This window comes from Nostoc sp. (assembly GCF_036917135.1).
In the GTDB taxonomy this organism is placed as follows: Bacteria; Cyanobacteriota; Cyanobacteriia; order Cyanobacteriales; family Nostocaceae; genus Nostoc.
In genome coordinates this window covers 123,061-138,662 of record NZ_JBALEA010000076.1, presented here as the reverse complement: position 1 = coordinate 138,662, position 15,602 = coordinate 123,061, and the positions used below count along the sequence as shown (strand labels likewise).

The window sequence follows — 15,602 nt, the reverse complement described above, 5'->3', positions numbered from 1 at the left end:
CCCCAAGTGAGTGTCTATAAGAGTCACTAGCAACTTGCGTTATTAGTAACTGGCTTTAATTACGAATTACGATTTATCAAGTATGAATGATTGAAGAATCTTCCGATTAATAATCAAATCACTGATTTGTCGAGATTTTATTGTCTATACAATATAGTATAAGTACTATATTGTATATGTTTAGAAAAACCTTTGTCCCTCAATATGTTGGAAGTGATCGCCTTTGTTTGCTTTAATCTCATGTTTTGCCGTTTCTTCCATCATGAGCTTACCCTCTTTGTTTGATACACGCAAGGGGTTTATGGGGTCAGGAGTCACATTCACTACTGTTCCCAAAATCGAAGCACCACTGCGTTGTAAATCATCAATCATTTGCTGTGCGATCGCTTTAGGCGTAAAGTCAGGGCGCACAACTAACACAACTCCATCCGTCTCACCACTTAAGGTCATCGCATCCGTGTACTCCCGTAAAGGTGAAGTGCAAATAATTACTAAATCATAAAGGGTCATTGCAGTCGCAATCAATTTTTTCATCGCCGTCGCTTCTATAACTTGGGCATGACGATTGGGGAATCCGCCATATGTCAATACATCAAGACCCTCGATCTCAGTGTGTTGTACCACAGACAGCAGCGATGCTTCTTCACATACAGCATCAGTCAAACCAGGCTGAGCCGACAAGTTAAAAAAGTAGTGCTGTAATGGATTAGTCAAATCAGCATCAATCAGCAGTGTTCTTTTAGACAACATTGTTGCTACACTTGCTAAATAGACAGAGACACTCGATTTTCCCTCGCCACTGATACTACTACTGATGAGAATAGACTTCAGCTGGTTTTTGTTATTGAGTTGTAACTTTTTGAGCAACCGACGATAAGGTTCAACTGCTTTTGGATTGTTCAAAAAGCGGTCTAACTGACCCGGTTGTATTGGTAATCGCTCGGTAAGATTTCCCAACACTGGTAGCTTAATCTGATCTTCTACTTCCTCTGCGCTGCCAATCTTTGTATTTAGCATTTCACCCAAAAGAATTACACCGATCGCTAACACTAAACCTGCTGTTGTTCCTAACAGCAAAATAACCATTGGCTTCGGGTTTGCAGGCGAAGTCGGAACGGAAGCCAGCCCGACAATATGAATATTACTGACGAGTTGCGCTTCCGCGATCCGTGCTTCTTCTAACTTATTTTGTAGTAACTTGAGAGTTGTGGCTTCCTGTTCGTGCCTACGCACTAAAGCAGAGAGAATTCGTTGTTTAGCAGGTAACTCAGTCACGCGCGATTCCAAAGCAGCTTTTTGGCTTCTGATAACTTTTAGCTTATCTATTAATGCGTTGTAGTCAATATTACCTGTAATATACGTAGAGATCAAGCTACGGCTCAAGTCATCAGATGCAACTTCGTTTGCAGGAATCGATGATTCAACAGGAACAATCCGCCTAAGACTTTGATTATATAGAGCGCGGATCTCATCTCGCTTTTGAAGCAAGTTAATCACCGATGGATGTTGATCGGAGAAACGACTCCGAGCCTCACTAATTTGCAAGTCTAGTTCAGCAAGCCTAGCTCGCAAACCTTTAAGTTCGTCATCTTGACCAGCACGTGATGCTGTATAAGCACTTTGAATATTTTTGCTGCCAATAACTTTTTGAAGTTGTTCACTTTTTCGTTGTGCTTCTTGAAGTTGTGCCATCAATGTGCGTTCTTGATCTTCCAAAGTGGTTAAGCTGTTAGTCAAACTGGTATCTTGAGTTTCCAGAGAAACAATGCTGTTAGCTTGTTTGAACCGACTTTCAGCCGTTTCCGCACGCACTAGCTTTTCTTGCTGCTCCGGGATTCGCCCCTCAATAAACTTCCGAACTGATGAAGCTTGTTGACGAATGGACTCTCCATTTTCTTGCACCATTGCGTTAGATATCGCGTTTAGCATAGCTGCAACTAACTCAGGATCTGAATCCTTGTATCGCAATTCCAGAATATTGGTAGCGGGCACAATTTTTACTCTGAGTCTAGAACCAACTTTATCAATTGAGGTAATTTTATGAGATAATTTTTTATGAGATAGAATCTCCAATGCTCGTTTTAAAACGCGCTTCGAGGAAACTAATTCCGCTTGAGTTGCAATCGGGTTTGCATTTCCTGAGGTTGTATTTGCCGCTAACGCTTGTCCCAGATCAGAAACGCTAACTCTTCGATCATCAAGAATCAACCGAGCTGAACCTTCGTAAACTGGTGGGGTCATTTTTAAGTATAAATATGATCCGACGAGCACTGAGGCAAAGGAAGCAAGCGCACTCCAAAAATTGCGTTTTAGTGAGAACGCTAACACTGGCATACTTTTCATGAAATCTTTCCTGTTATGAGAAATATTTTTCGTGCTATCGAAGCTATTAATCGGCTGGATTGAGGATTGCATTGTTGTCGCTTCCAGCTTTTATTCTCCAATATTCATAGCTTTTGAGAGAAATAGTCAAGGCTATAAATTGTAGAAGAGTGTCTATTTTTAATGCTGTGTTGACTTCACCAAATGTGGATATCTTCACTAATTTAGATTAGCTGTCTGCTTCCAAATACTTCGTACCGAGTCCTGACTCCATTAATGTAGCAGATTTTACCTGATCTGTATATAGTGAGGCTAGTGTCGAAGTAGGAACAGTAAGTGGTTTTGTTAAGATTCTATTGTACAGATCAATAAACTTGTTTGTAATTTGCTCCCAGTTATAGTTCGCGCTGACATAAATTTTTGCTTGTTCAGCGAATTTTTGAATTTCTTGAGTGTTATGGATTGCCCAATCTAGCTTCTCAATACATGAATCAACATCTCCTTTCCGGAAAAGTACGCCTCGATTTTGTCCGAGAAGTTGCCTATGAGGCAAAATATCGCTGGCAATAATTGGAACACCCTCTGCCATAGCTTCTAGCATTGCCATCGGTAATCCTTCAATATCTGAAGGTAGCACAAACAACCCCGAACCTCTGACAATTTCCGCCAGGTAAGCACCCAAGAGTGGACCAGTAAAAAGAATATTTGGATTATTGTTAGCTAAACTGAGCAACTTTGCTTTAAAGGTGGGAGAATCATCTCCTCCGACTAAAACCAGTTTCCAACCTGATTTTTGAAGTGATTGAAATGCTTTTATCAACAGATCAGGACACTTTTCAGGAACTAGCCGGCCTAAGAACACCATGTACCGTCCTCGCTCCAAACCCAACGAGGAAGTCCAAGTAAATTTAGTATCAGAAGCAGGATAGCTGGCTGGGGCGTTAGGAATATAGGCAGAGTCTCGACTGTAGTTGTTAATAAAGTATGATTGCAATGCACCAGACACTACAACCATTTCATGGGCACTGGAAACAGCAATTTTTTCACCCAGCAAGATAGACAACCGCGCCAGTTTTCCCCATTTCGCACGTTGCCAGTCTAAACCGTGGCAAGTGACCACAACCTTAGCTGGTGAGATCATGCGCGTTAACCAACTGAATAACGATGGTCCTAAAGCATGAAAGTGAACAATGTCATAATCTCCAGCTGTTAGCATAGCGCCGAATGCTGAACTAATGATTACATCTGAACCGCCCACTTTGGGACACGGTAGAGAAATCACTCGAACCCCTTTGAAATCATATTGTCTAAATGCAGGCATTCTTGTGTAAAAAGAGCGAGCAAAGAGGTCTACCGAGTGACCCTGAGCAACCATACGTGGATAAATTTCTGCACAATGATGTTCGATACCGCCTTCTTCTGGGGGCAACCCTTTTGCACCGATAACTGCAATCTTCATGTTCTATTCAGGTAAATGGGACTTTTGGAAAATAATACTAATCCGCACTTAAATTAGACCAATTCAAAAAATAAATTGGACTCAAAAAAGTATTATGGGATAAGTTATTGATTCTATATATCTTAGAAATATGCTTTTATTTCTCGATCTAAAAAAGCAAATAAATTTTGCTCGTAAAGAATCTTATTGCGAGCTTCTAAGATAGCAGGAAGGCGTTTTTCATATTCACCAGATTCAATAATCTCTTTAATTTTTTCCGAGCAGTTTGGATCGTGAATATCAATGGGAATATAGCACTCTTCGGGTAAATACTTGTTGATATTTGGGCTGCCATAATATAGCGGTAGCGAGAAAGAAAGCAGACAGTCTGCAATTTTTTCAGTCCAGTAAAAAGGAACAATACTGTTTTCGACAACAATCGAGTATTTACAAGGAGAAAGGACTTCCCATTTTGTTGGTGCAATTCCCCGATAATTTGAATATTTATTGAATTGATTGCTTCTTCCCCAAAGGGAGAACTCTAAATTGCTAGAAACTAAGCGTTCAATAAAGTCCAACCGCGCTTTATGCCCTTCTAGAGTTTTGAGACCCGAAGAAATCATACACAGCGTTTCCGTCTTTTGAGGTAAGGAAGCTTTCGCAAGAAAGTCCCAACTACGATCAACATGCATCAAAACGTAGGGTGGGGAAGGCACATATTTAGTTGGGTCTTGTTCGTATAAATCTGGGCAGTTGGTATAAAAACGGGAAATTTTGTCATGTTCATTCGGTTGATCCAAGTGAAACAGTTTTACATAGTCCGGTGGTTCCATGTGTAAGCCCCACACTTTATCTGGCGTAGGTAAGTCAATCACAGGTAAAGGGTTTCCGGCATAATCGTGCGTACTCGTATTTAAGATTACGTATATATCTGCCTCTCCTTCTCCCAAAAACAATGTGTTTCCCCACTGACAAGATCCTTTGGGAGTTTGATCGGTGATTCTTTCCCAAAGTGTTGGAAAGTTAGAAATCAAGCGAACTGTGACTTCAATTCCTCGTTTTTGCTTGTCCCTGGCAGACAATCCTAAAACCTTACGCTTTTGAATAGCATGAGCTAACTTTTCTAGCTTGGCTGTGAGCTGAACTTGCATGGTGATGAAAGACTTAAAGAATAGTAAAAAGAAAATCTATTGAATAGAAACAATGCGGCTTTGCATAAATGCGGGATGAATTTGCGGTTGAAACCATTGAAAATTCGTGACAAACTTGGCGAAATCATCCCATGATTTCGCAACGCCAGACAATGCTATTCAAGCCTGAGTTAAATCAGCAGTTTTAGACAGACAATCGTTCGTGTACTTGGCGTGCCTGCCAACGCTGCATCATTCTGGCACAAACATCTTTGACGATCGCGCTGGCGTGAAAAGGTTTAGCCGCATCAGTACAGGCTTGTACTGGAAAATTTTGCGGGCAGGCAAGCACTTGCTTGATAGCAGCAGCCAGCGCTTCAGATGTTCGCTCCTTGCAAACTACGCCAGATTGAGGCGTCAGCAAGTTGGGCGTTTCACCGCAATGAGTTGTGACGATGGGTGTACCACTAGAGAGCGCTTCTAATACTACGACTGGTAAGCCTTCATAGACGCTTGACAGTACAAAGATACTGGCAACACGCTGTAGTTTTGCTAATTCGCTGTGTGCTAGTGCTCCTAGCATCGTGATGCGATCGCTCAAGTTGAGGCGGGCAATTTCGGCGCGAATCGGGTTTTCCAGATCGCCTTCTCCAGCAATCAGTAAGTGAGCGTTGGCATCGGCAAGTATTGCCATTGCTTGGATTAGTAACAAAGGATCTTTCTGGGCGTGCAGTCTACCCGCAAAGAGAATGAATCGAGTCTGCTCTTTAAGACCAAGCGATCGCGCGATCGCTCGTTGAGCTTGTACACGCTCGGTCGCAGACAGTGCAAAGAACACATCATCATCAACCGTATTTCGCAAATATTGCACGCGATCGGCATACATCGGATAGCGCTCTTTGTAAAAGGCTGCCGAAGCAGTGTTGCAAGAAAAAATTTCGGTAAACTGAGGCACAACTTGACGTTCAATCGCAAAATAAGCAGATGGAAAATACTGCCAAAGGATACTGCCTTTCTGGGTAGAAGTTTGGATCTGTTGTTGAATATCGTTGTGAATAAACAGGGTTTTGTCTCCTGACCAGTGCCGCGTTGCTAACGTCGGTTCTAGCCGATGAAAGTGCATAAAATCCGACGCGAGGGAACGACGAAACAATGCAGCAGTATAGCGAACCGAGTCTGGAATCAAACTTTTGCCGTTTTCTTTCGGCTGTGTAAATAAAGGCATGAACTGAATATTTCGACCCATCAAATTCATTTTTTGCCAGATTCCGGGTTCAACCCGCTTCTCTACTTGGGTTCCGACTAGCCGCACCTCAAAAGTGTCAGGTGCATACTTGATGAAAGAACGAATAACAGTCTGGATACCACCTAAGCTCTTACTCCACGGGTCAAACTGATAAAAAACTGTTACAACAGGTCTACGCATGAGTCTCTGATATGAAGAATTATTATGGTGTATCGTGATAACTAAATATTACTTTTGAAGGATAAAAACATGGTTTTTTCGCCTACCTTAACAAAGCCAGTATCTATAGGCAAATAGAACTGTTTAAAGTAGATTACTATTTTGATTTCTATAGAGCGTTATGCGATCATTTTAATTAAGCCTGACTTCATTAAATAGGTTATAGTTCTCGGGCGGATCAAATCTGACCAGGAATCATATGGTGTGTTTCCATAAGAATTAATTAGTTGAGGATTAATGTAAATTTTCCCTCCATTTTTTCTAATTTGTCTATGAAATTCAACATGTTCACAAACTTCATTATTTTCATTTCCGCCGCTATATCTACAACCTAAAATTGAGTTCATCTTATAAAGTGCAAATCCACCAAATGCAGATTCAACTTCGATAGGTGGTGTCTCTTTAGGAATAAATATTTGCCGTCTTTTAATAAATAACTTCTCACAAGGGATATATCCAAATATATCTTTGCAAGCGTTAATTTCAGTCCAGCAATCTCCTGGGCACCATTCTGGATGTCTCAAAGCCCAAATATCATAATAGTTTATGAGTTGGTTTGCAGTCATGACATCCCAATCATCATATTGAAAGCAACTGAAAACACTTTTAGGGCTAAGAAGGTTATTAATCCCATCCATATCAAAAACGCCCAGGTAATCAAAGGCTCTTAACTTATGACAACTCTCGATTATTTCTAAAAACTTATTCCTACAATAGGCAATTCTATGTGTTCTTAATGGTAAATCCTTCAATAAAGAGCCTAAAGAAACTATCATGATATTTGGATTTTTTCTTTGATAACCCTTTAACATCTCTACAGTTTTATCGTTAGAATCACTCTCAATAATTATAAATTGGCATTGATCGAATAATACTGAGATTTTATCTAAAGTTTTAAATGTTTTGTGTAAACTTTTTTCACAGTTGCGAACTGTGCCAGCGATAACAATTTTCTTTGCCATTTTTTTAATGATTAACTACATGAAAGAATTCAATTTATATTCATTTAACTAGTAGTCTCATTGAGTAGTTTACATTCCCTTAAGCTATTTCTCATAAATCTGCTATCTAGGTTTTAACAAGAGGAGTAACCAGAGGTAGCAATACTGCTTGGTTAAGGAATGAAACAAAATTATTAGATCCACCAAAGCCGCTTTTTTAAGGGGCTTTAGTTCCTTCCTTAGAGGTTGTAACCGACAAGTGTTGCCAGAGGTCTTACAATTTTAACTAACCTCGCCACAGTAACTGGATACCAATAAGATTTTTATGTCCATGTTGAAGATAGGCTGCAAGACGAGCGATGTGTGTAGACCGTAGGACTGCGGTGAGGGTGGGGTAAAAGCGTACTGCATCCAAATGAGAAATGCTATAGTCTAGAACTGAGGCACGGGCGGAGGCGTAATACCCACAAAATCTTTGGGTCCGGTGTAATTGGTAAATATTTGCCAATCAGTGGTAACTGGCTTAAATCTCCCTGAGCTTACTCCACCGTGAGTTGCAAATCCATTAAAGGGACTTGTAGTGGTTGCCCAAGAATCAATACCGACATTCGCGATGTACCCCAATTTGTTGCAATCGCTTAAGTCAGTACCCTGATGGGGAATACAACGCATGGCTTGAGAAACGACCACAGCCTTGACGTCTGACCAGCGAATATTAAACCTATAGGCGAAGCCATGGAAGTTATAGCCAACTGAACCATCCTGTACAAAACGACCAGTGGTACCTCCAGCGTTACCAGCAGCATTGCCAATCCCAGACCGCACAGAGTTATGCTCTTGTGCTTCGGCTCTGTAATCAGCTCCGGTGGACTCATTATTTATAAAGTCTTCGGTAAAGGCAGAACCACTTACAGCCTGTTTGACTGCCCTGACCCATGTATTTTGGCTGATTGAATAATAGTCTACAACAATGTCAGTCAACTCGATTCGAGCATTAGGCATAGATTTACGAGTATTGGGACCAGTACACGCATTGTATACTTGGTCATAACCAGCGCCTGCTAATTGCAGCCCCCTTCCTGCAACAAGGACCCCAACATTTTCATTACTGCTAATCCCAAACTTCCATCCGTTGCCATTAGGTACTCCGCAGGGATATCCTGCACTGGGTAAAGAAGGATTGGACTGGAATTTGCCATTTTCCCCCGCAAAATCCCAATTTATAGCTTCATTATATTGGGCTTGAGTGAAACTAAGTTTACCTGAAAGGGAGGCATTTGCTGTATTAACCGTTATCAAGGGCGAGTTTTGAGCGAAACAGCTGCCCAGCACAACCATTGAGGCAACAAATGTAATTCGGGCGATCGCAGATTGCATTGTCTTATTTATAGATAAGTGCATAATACAGTGAGTGGAGAATTCAATGGAACACGAAATTAAGCACAAGAGTAAGACTGTTATTGTAGGTTAGATGTCCAATAACTTATACCCTTTTGGATTTTGGATTGGGAATCGGCTTCTAGAGGAATCCCATTGTATTTTTGAAAAAAGACCTATTCATTTTCCTCTTTAAAATTGGCATTAAATTTGTTCTTTACTACTTAAAAAGAAAACAAAAAGGAAACCCAAATCTATGGGTTTATGATGACATCGGTATAGATTGCACGTTATGAAAAGACCAGTAAACGCCGCGATTGTTGAACAGTTGATCGTGAGTGCCCGCCTCAACGATTTCACCGTTCTTCATAACGATGATCCAATCTGCATTGCGGATCGTAGACAAGCGGTGGGCAATGACAATGACGGTTCGATTTTGGCGTAAGCGCTCAATGGCTTCTTGGACAAGCCGTTCAGACTGAGAATCTAGTGCGCTGGTTGCTTCATCAAGAATGAGAATTTCTGGGTCTCGTAGAATTGCGCGTGCGATTGAGAGACGTTGACGCTGACCACCCGAAAGCTGTACACCGCGATCGCCGATTAAGGTATCATAACCACGCGGTAATTGCTGAATGAATTCATCCGCATTGGCTAAAGAAGCAGCCTTGAGGATCGCATCATCGCTTACCGTTTCGAGACCATAGCCAATGTTATCGCGAATCGAAGCATTGAAAATGTATGTGTCTTGGCTGACGATTCCGAATTGCCGCCGTAACGACGCGACATCATAATTCCGAATATCTTCGCCATCAATATAAATCGTACCTCTTGTCACGTCATAAAAACGTGGTAAAAGTGCTGCCACCGTTGACTTACCGGCTCCAGACGAGCCAACCAACGCTATAGTCTGACCGCAGGGAATGTCTAAATCAATATTTTTAAGAATGGTTGTGTGATCATTGTAACCAAAGCTGACTTTGCGAAACTGAACTCCCTCGCGCAGATGAGAAAAATTGCGTAAGCCTGACTGAGGTTGCTCAGATTGCGTAGAAAACAGTGCGTCACACACAATACTCACCGAAGGTAGATATTGATGAATTGCGCCGCGCGCGGTATTAATCCGTTTTGTGACTGGCACAACTTTGATCAGCGTCAGCATGAATGCCATTAGTTCGGAGGTTGACAGCAACCCTCGTGAAATCAGCAGTACATAGCTGACGATTAAAATCACCATAGCTACTGCCATAGTGGAAAATTCAGTCAACGGCTCGACTAGTCCAACTTTTTTAGCAACTAGTATGCTAGTGTCTGTGACTTCATTGGAGATGCGTTCAAAGCGATCTAACTCGTAGCGTTCTGCTGCGTAAGATTTTACAACGCGGATGCCCGCCAAGGTATCGAGAATGCGAATGTTAAGATCATGTCGCGCATTAACTACTGCTTTACCAAACTTTCTAATTCGACGCAGCAGTTGGTTTAACCCTAAGCCCACACTGCCAATTAGCAGGACAATTAGTAGCGTCAGTTGCCACGAAACCAGCACCATAGTTCCGAGATAGGCCATTAAAATAAAACCAGCAGTGATCAATGAAATCAGAAATGACAGCATAATGTTAATGCTAATCACTTCTCCTAGGGTGCTTGACAACGTGCCTAACTTTTGGTTGTCAAAGAATGCGATCGGCGCGTTGATATATTTCTCGTAAAGGCGCATTCTAAATAAAGCGATGAGTTTCTCGCGATAAACGCTAGTTAAAACCTCAGCCATGTAGCTAAAGTAGCTTTTTAGGGCAAGGGATACTAGCATCGTCAACACCAAAAGTTCGATCAGCGTTGCTTTAGGCTGTTGACTTACCCAGAGATCAACACCTGGCAAAATCCCCGCAGGCAAGTGAATGCCATTTCCCTCATTGAGCAGCAGCCGCAAAAAGGGAATTGTGAGACCGATGCCTAAGCCGTCTAGCAGCGCCGCTAAGATCATTGCGATCATTCCCAAGTAAAGACGCTGGCGAGGAACGTTCATACCCATCTGCACCAGGCGTTCCATGCTTTGCCAGTGGGAATTCACTGGGAAATTCCATCGGATTTTTTTGCGGTGTTGGCGGCGACCCAATCGAAGGCTTCTAATTTTCACAATAAATTCTTAAACTGGATGAATGGTTAAACTGACAATAGTTGCTTAGTCAGTAAGCAGTCAAAATCATCTGTGACAATGAACGCTAAACAATTTAATCAGCGATCGCTCAAGTAGAAGGAGGCAACCAAGTTTCTACAAAATATCCCCAACGCAGGGATAACTCCATCTTTAGCGGAATACGGATTTGCAAAGCTGACTCAAACGGGTTGATAAGTTTCCAAGAATCAAGCAACGCTAGCAGGAGTCTCCACAAACTACTGATTTGCTGTCGAATTCTCGATTTACCCAACATATTTTCGATCAATGCAACTGAGCGCCCTTGCCAAAAGTTGCGCCGCACTAACCATTCGGGATCAATGCGTTCTTTAGGAATCCAATGCTCGATCGCGGCTTCGGGATGGTAATAGAAACCCCCTCCCTGATTCTGGAGAGTAGCATTGAGTAAATATTCTTCGCCGGAAAGTAGACTCTTACCTCTGCGCCCTAGCTTCTCGTGAAAGCCGCCGATTTTCAAGAGCGCATCACGCTGGTAAGCTACATTTGCACCCCAAGGAAATTCATTGGGGCGGAACCAGCGAGGCTGATCGCCGCCATCGAGGATCGTAAATAGACTCTCCATCGTGGGATGAACCCAATCCGGTTTAGGTAACTCCCAAAGTGGGCGGATCAATCCACCCACACAAACAGGCTCAGGCTGCACAGTTTGAAATGCGTGCAGTAACGAAGCCAACCAAGCAGGACAAGGAATGGCATCATCATCAAGAAAAGCAATGTAAGAACTCTTCACTTCCTGGAGAGCAGTATTGCGTGCTTTTGATAACCCCTGAATCGGCTCAAAAACATAGCGTAAATGGGGCAGAGATGTCTCAAAGGCTTGGCAGACGCTGTGGGTGCTATCCGTTGAGGCATTGTCTATTACCAAAATCTCAAACCGAGATGCTTCTAAGGTTTGATGGCATAAGGCTTCTAGGGCAAGTTGCAGGCGATCGGCGCGGTTATAGGTGCAAATTGCCACCGAAATACAGGGAACTTTTTCACTAGGCGATACTGCAAGTAGATTGTAGGTTTGAGATTTCATATGTCCGTGGAACTTACAGATTTCCTTTACGGGACTGGTCTAAAATGTAATCGCAAGCACGAACTGTCAAAGCCATAATCGTTAACGTTGGATTCTGGCAGCCTTGTGAGGGAAAGCAGGAACCATCGGTAATAAATAAATTCGATATATCCCAGCTTTGATTAAAGCGATTCAGCACAGAGGTCTTTGGGTCGTTTCCCATACGTGCCGTTCCAACTTCATGAAAAGCGGTGCCAGGAGGAGCTAATGTACGGCTTTCTGATTCCACTAAAAACCCAGTCTCCTCTGCCATTTCTTTGAGGGTTTGTAGCTGGTCTTGAGCCATTGCAACTTCGTTGTCTGAAAAGGCACAAGAAATATGAGCAACAGGAATTCCCCAAGCATCTTTGTGATCAGGGTCTAGTGTGACATAGTTTTCAAATCGAGGTAGCATTTCGCCAAAAGCAGTCATAGTGAAGGGGACTCGATCAGAGTCTTCAGGAACTTCGCGCGCAGCCGAACCTTGTATTCCGTAACCGCGAATAAAGTTAGGATGTCGATCACCAATGTTGCGAAACTGGGGAACGTAAAACCCACCTGTCGGCTGGTTGCGTGCAAAGGATTCTGGGTTGGGAATGATGCCACTGACTAGCATGGAATTGAGATGATCCATCAGATAATGACCCAGCACACCTGAAGAATTGCCTAACCCGTTTGGATGCTGACGAGTTGTAGAATTGAGCAGTAGACGGGTCGATTCAATCGATGAGGCAGATAGAATCACGACTTTGGCATAGATTTCGTAACTCTTGTGAGTATAACGATCAATGACTGCCACTCCCTTGGCCTTACCTGTATCAGAATCGACTATGATTTGGCTGGCAATAGTGTTTGAGCGCAGCTTCAGTCGCCCGGTTTTTTGAGCGATTGGGACAGTAGATGGTGGCGGTGCAAAGCGCCCAGGAATAACTCGGCGATCGCTCCATCGACTTTCGACAGCAATTTTGAAAAGTTCTTCGCCATCGCTCAATACTCTATGGGGAAGAACGACTGAATCAGGAAGGTGGGGAATTCCTTCGAGAGTTCCTCGCACACCCACCCAGCGTTCGACGCGAGCATAGTAAGGAGCCAGGTCTTGATGACTGATTGGCCAATTTTCTCCATATCCATCACGACTGGCTGCTTTGAAGTCGTAGTCTGAGAGCCGATAAAGTTGTCGCCCATGAGCTTTAACAACCATGCGCCCACCAACTTGTCGGCTGCGTAGCCAGATAAACGCTTTATCCTCTGGGGTGGTGTAGGGATTGTCGATATCATCGACAAAATTTTCATAATTCCATTCCCAAGCGAATGTTTTGGATTGAATCGGTTGGCGTTGGAGCGAGAGCGATCGCTGATCAACCTTACCTCGATACTTCAATTTACGTAAAATATCTTGCTTGAAAATCAACCATTCTTTCTGGCGGGGTGTTTCACCTGCATCAAGCAAGCAAACCTCCATTCCTCCTTCAGTAAGTTGTTTCGCAGCCCAACCACCACTGGCTCCTGCACCAACGACGATAGCATCATAAACTTTTTGCTTTCCCATAACTATAACAACCCTATTGAGCGTGAAGTCTTAATAGTTAACTAAGTTTTTCAAACTGTTTTTTAGAACGATAATCTGGAATCCGTTCAATCAATCTATTGACCTTGTGATTGCTCTGATACTCTAGCCCCCAATGAATCAGATTGTTAATGATGAAATAAAGTTTATCTTTGGAAAAACAAAACTGAGGATAGGTCAAAAGGGCGCGCCAGAAAAAGTAACTTGCTTGACGATAGTTATTGCTTTTTTGAGCTAGGGAAGCCATGTAAAGATATCCCCGACCATAGGCTCGGCGTTTTTTCCACTGGAATTGTAGTGGCACAGATTCAAACAGATCTTCGATCGCTTTAATTATGTTTGAAACCATTAACTCCAGATTGCGACTGGTACTGTGAGGATGCTGTCTATAGTGAACTAAGGGTTCGCAAATTATCTTAAATGGATAGTGAGCCGCAATCCGCGTCCACATATGCCAGTCTTCAGGCCCTTTAATGGTTTGATTAAAGTATCCAACAGTTTCAAAGCATTCACGGCGAACCATCGGAGAACTACCACACATTACCAAATTCAATTCCAGCATTTGTAGCCAAACATTACCTTCGTCATAATAAATTTCGGTTTTGGAGAGAATGTTATCTTGCTCATCAACTACAAATACCCAAGTATCAACTAATCCGAGTTCAGGATTATTAATAAAAGCAGATACTTGTTTTTCGAGTTTAGTCGGTTCCCATAAATCATCGGCATCTAGAAAGGCGATGTACTCACTCTGACTCAATCGAATTCCATTATTGCGTGCTACTGACTGTCCTTGATTAGCTTGAGATATGAGCTTAACATTTGGATGTGTGATTTCAGCAGCCCAAGTTGCAATATTGTCTGAACTTCCATCATCAATAATTAGAACTTCAAAATCTTGAAAAGTTTGATTGAAGAGAGTATCTAACGCCTGGGGCAGAAAACTCATTGCATTGTAAGCAGGAATGATAACTGAAACTTTGGGCGTAGGTTCCATTCTAATGAAGGCGATTTTGCGATCGCGATCGGAGTAATGTGAAAAGGTGAGATCAAATCAAAACTGGTATTTTGTCCATGATTGAATCCTAAAAATTTAGCGATCGCTAAATTTTTACGTGTTGATAAACGGGTAGAGCCACACTGGAATCATCTGGATCGACCTGCATTTTTTGAATTTGCTTCGCCGCCAGGTCTTGAGCTTGTTTGGTTGCTTTCAAAAACCTGCGATCGCGTGGACTCATCAGCCAAGAGGAGAGGAAATAGCGGACTTTTGTACGCCAAGAAAGTTGAGCTTGTGGTCTGTTTCTTAAAAAATCCATGATCGCTCTAGAATAAACGATTCCTTTGACCAACTTGAGCAAATAGCCCTCACTCAGACGCTCGATCGGCATGATGTGGACGAGTTTTAAGCGTGAAAACCGACCTAATCCTAGCTCCACATCTAACGCAGCTAAAGCAATATCAAAATCTTCGCAGCGCAGCAATAATTCACCGCGTTGCCCTAAACTCAAGCGACGCGGATCTGACTGTACTAAATCAATGTACTTTTGCGCCACCGGCTTCCGAATACACATACCCGCCCCTACAGGCATGGTTTCGGTTAAATCTAGGTTTGACCAAGCGTCTTTGTCAAACTGAATGATTGCCAGTAATGGCCACATCGGATGAGTCCAGTCTTCTGGTGTTCCACCTTGAAAATCGGCAGTTGATTGTCCGCCCCAAACACCTAAATGCGGATGATTCTCGGAAATTTTGAGCGCATGGTGCAAGTAACTTGGGTCTAAAACATTGTCATCATCCACAAATATTGAAATAGCTCCTTGACTTTCTTTTAAACCCCGGAAGCGAGCAAAGACTGTCCCTAACTGGGGTTCAAGAATGTGTCTAGCATGAGGATGCCAACTGAGGTCGATGGAGTCTGCCAAGGGCAAAAGACTTGCGTTATCAACTAAGAGCAGCTCCCATTGTGTTCGAGGAAGTGTCTGAACTTTGAGCGCTTCTATAACTCGGTCGAGATAGGCAGGCTGAGGATTGTGACTGCAAATCACGATACTAATGACAGGATTCATAAGATACTTATTTCCCTGATTTCTATAACTATCCAATGTTCGGCGTTTTCTATATCTGGT

General features: G+C 42.6%; 11 protein-coding genes. All 11 read right to left on the bottom strand.

The genetic code is table 11. From position 1 onward, the window contains the following. Window positions 1-180 precede the first annotated feature (180 nt). Window positions 181-2,241, bottom strand: coding sequence for a GumC family protein (locus V7K50_RS24090; protein WP_334964469.1), 2,061 nt, complete (start codon window positions 2,239-2,241; stop codon window positions 181-183). 310 nt (window positions 2,242-2,551) lie between these two features. Continuing rightward, the gene (locus tag V7K50_RS24085) at window positions 2,552-3,781 is read right to left on the bottom strand and encodes a glycosyltransferase family 4 protein (RefSeq protein WP_334964467.1); all 1,230 of its coding nucleotides are present in this window, start codon (window positions 3,779-3,781) and stop codon (window positions 2,552-2,554) included. 122 nt (window positions 3,782-3,903) lie between these two features. After that, entirely contained in the window at window positions 3,904-4,911 is a 1,008-nt protein-coding gene (locus V7K50_RS24080) for a glycosyltransferase family 10 domain-containing protein (RefSeq protein ID WP_334964465.1), read from the bottom strand. 184 nt (window positions 4,912-5,095) lie between these two features. After that, complete coding sequence (locus V7K50_RS24075) at window positions 5,096-6,316, bottom strand: glycosyltransferase family 4 protein (RefSeq protein ID WP_334964463.1); 1,221 nt, start codon at window positions 6,314-6,316, stop codon at window positions 5,096-5,098. 158 nt (window positions 6,317-6,474) lie between these two features. Then, entirely contained in the window at window positions 6,475-7,317 is an 843-nt protein-coding gene (locus V7K50_RS24070; RefSeq protein WP_334964461.1) for a hypothetical protein, read from the bottom strand. A 411-nt stretch (window positions 7,318-7,728) separates the two neighbouring features. After that, window positions 7,729-8,697, bottom strand: coding sequence for a hypothetical protein (locus V7K50_RS24065; protein ID WP_334964459.1), 969 nt, complete (start codon window positions 8,695-8,697; stop codon window positions 7,729-7,731). Between the two features lie 238 nt (window positions 8,698-8,935). Further along, window positions 8,936-10,807 carry an ABC transporter ATP-binding protein gene (locus V7K50_RS24060; RefSeq protein ID WP_334964457.1) on the bottom strand — a complete coding sequence of 624 codons (1,872 nt, stop codon included), beginning with the start codon at window positions 10,805-10,807 and terminating at the stop codon, window positions 8,936-8,938. A gap of 109 nt (window positions 10,808-10,916) precedes the next feature. Next, window positions 10,917-11,888, bottom strand: coding sequence for a glycosyltransferase (locus V7K50_RS24055; RefSeq protein ID WP_334964455.1), 972 nt, complete (start codon window positions 11,886-11,888; stop codon window positions 10,917-10,919). Window positions 11,889-11,901: 13 nt separating this feature from the next. After that, window positions 11,902-13,455 (bottom strand): GMC family oxidoreductase, encoded by a 1,554-nt coding sequence (locus tag V7K50_RS24050; protein ID WP_334964453.1) that lies wholly within the window; start codon window positions 13,453-13,455, stop codon window positions 11,902-11,904. 37 nt (window positions 13,456-13,492) lie between these two features. After that, window positions 13,493-14,470: a glycosyltransferase family 2 protein gene (locus V7K50_RS24045; protein WP_334964451.1), complete on the bottom strand. Its 978-nt coding sequence runs from the start codon at window positions 14,468-14,470 to the stop codon at window positions 13,493-13,495. A 106-nt stretch (window positions 14,471-14,576) separates the two neighbouring features. Then, window positions 14,577-15,542: a glycosyltransferase gene (locus tag V7K50_RS24040; protein ID WP_334964449.1), complete on the bottom strand. Its 966-nt coding sequence runs from the start codon at window positions 15,540-15,542 to the stop codon at window positions 14,577-14,579. Between the last annotated feature and the right edge of the window lie 60 nt (window positions 15,543-15,602).

Bases quoted from the DNA above. Each gene is read 5' to 3' on its own strand.
- V7K50_RS24090 (WP_334964469.1), bottom strand. From the start codon at position 2,241: ATGACCCCACCAGTTTACGAAGGTTCAGCTCGGTTGATTCTTGATGAT.
- V7K50_RS24085 (WP_334964467.1), bottom strand. From the start codon at position 3,781: ATGAAGATTGCAGTTATCGGTGCAAAAGGGTTGCCCCCAGAAGAAGGC.
- V7K50_RS24080 (WP_334964465.1), bottom strand. From the start codon at position 4,911: ATGCAAGTTCAGCTCACAGCCAAGCTAGAAAAGTTAGCTCATGCTATT.
- V7K50_RS24075 (WP_334964463.1), bottom strand. From the start codon at position 6,316: ATGCGTAGACCTGTTGTAACAGTTTTTTATCAGTTTGACCCGTGGAGT.
- V7K50_RS24070 (WP_334964461.1), bottom strand. From the start codon at position 7,317: ATGGCAAAGAAAATTGTTATCGCTGGCACAGTTCGCAACTGTGAAAAA.
- V7K50_RS24065 (WP_334964459.1), bottom strand. From the start codon at position 8,697: ATGCACTTATCTATAAATAAGACAATGCAATCTGCGATCGCCCGAATT.
- V7K50_RS24055 (WP_334964455.1), bottom strand. From the start codon at position 11,888: ATGAAATCTCAAACCTACAATCTACTTGCAGTATCGCCTAGTGAAAAA.
- V7K50_RS24050 (WP_334964453.1), bottom strand. From the start codon at position 13,455: ATGGGAAAGCAAAAAGTTTATGATGCTATCGTCGTTGGTGCAGGAGCC.
- V7K50_RS24045 (WP_334964451.1), bottom strand. From the start codon at position 14,470: ATGGAACCTACGCCCAAAGTTTCAGTTATCATTCCTGCTTACAATGCA.
- V7K50_RS24040 (WP_334964449.1), bottom strand. From the start codon at position 15,542: ATGAATCCTGTCATTAGTATCGTGATTTGCAGTCACAATCCTCAGCCT.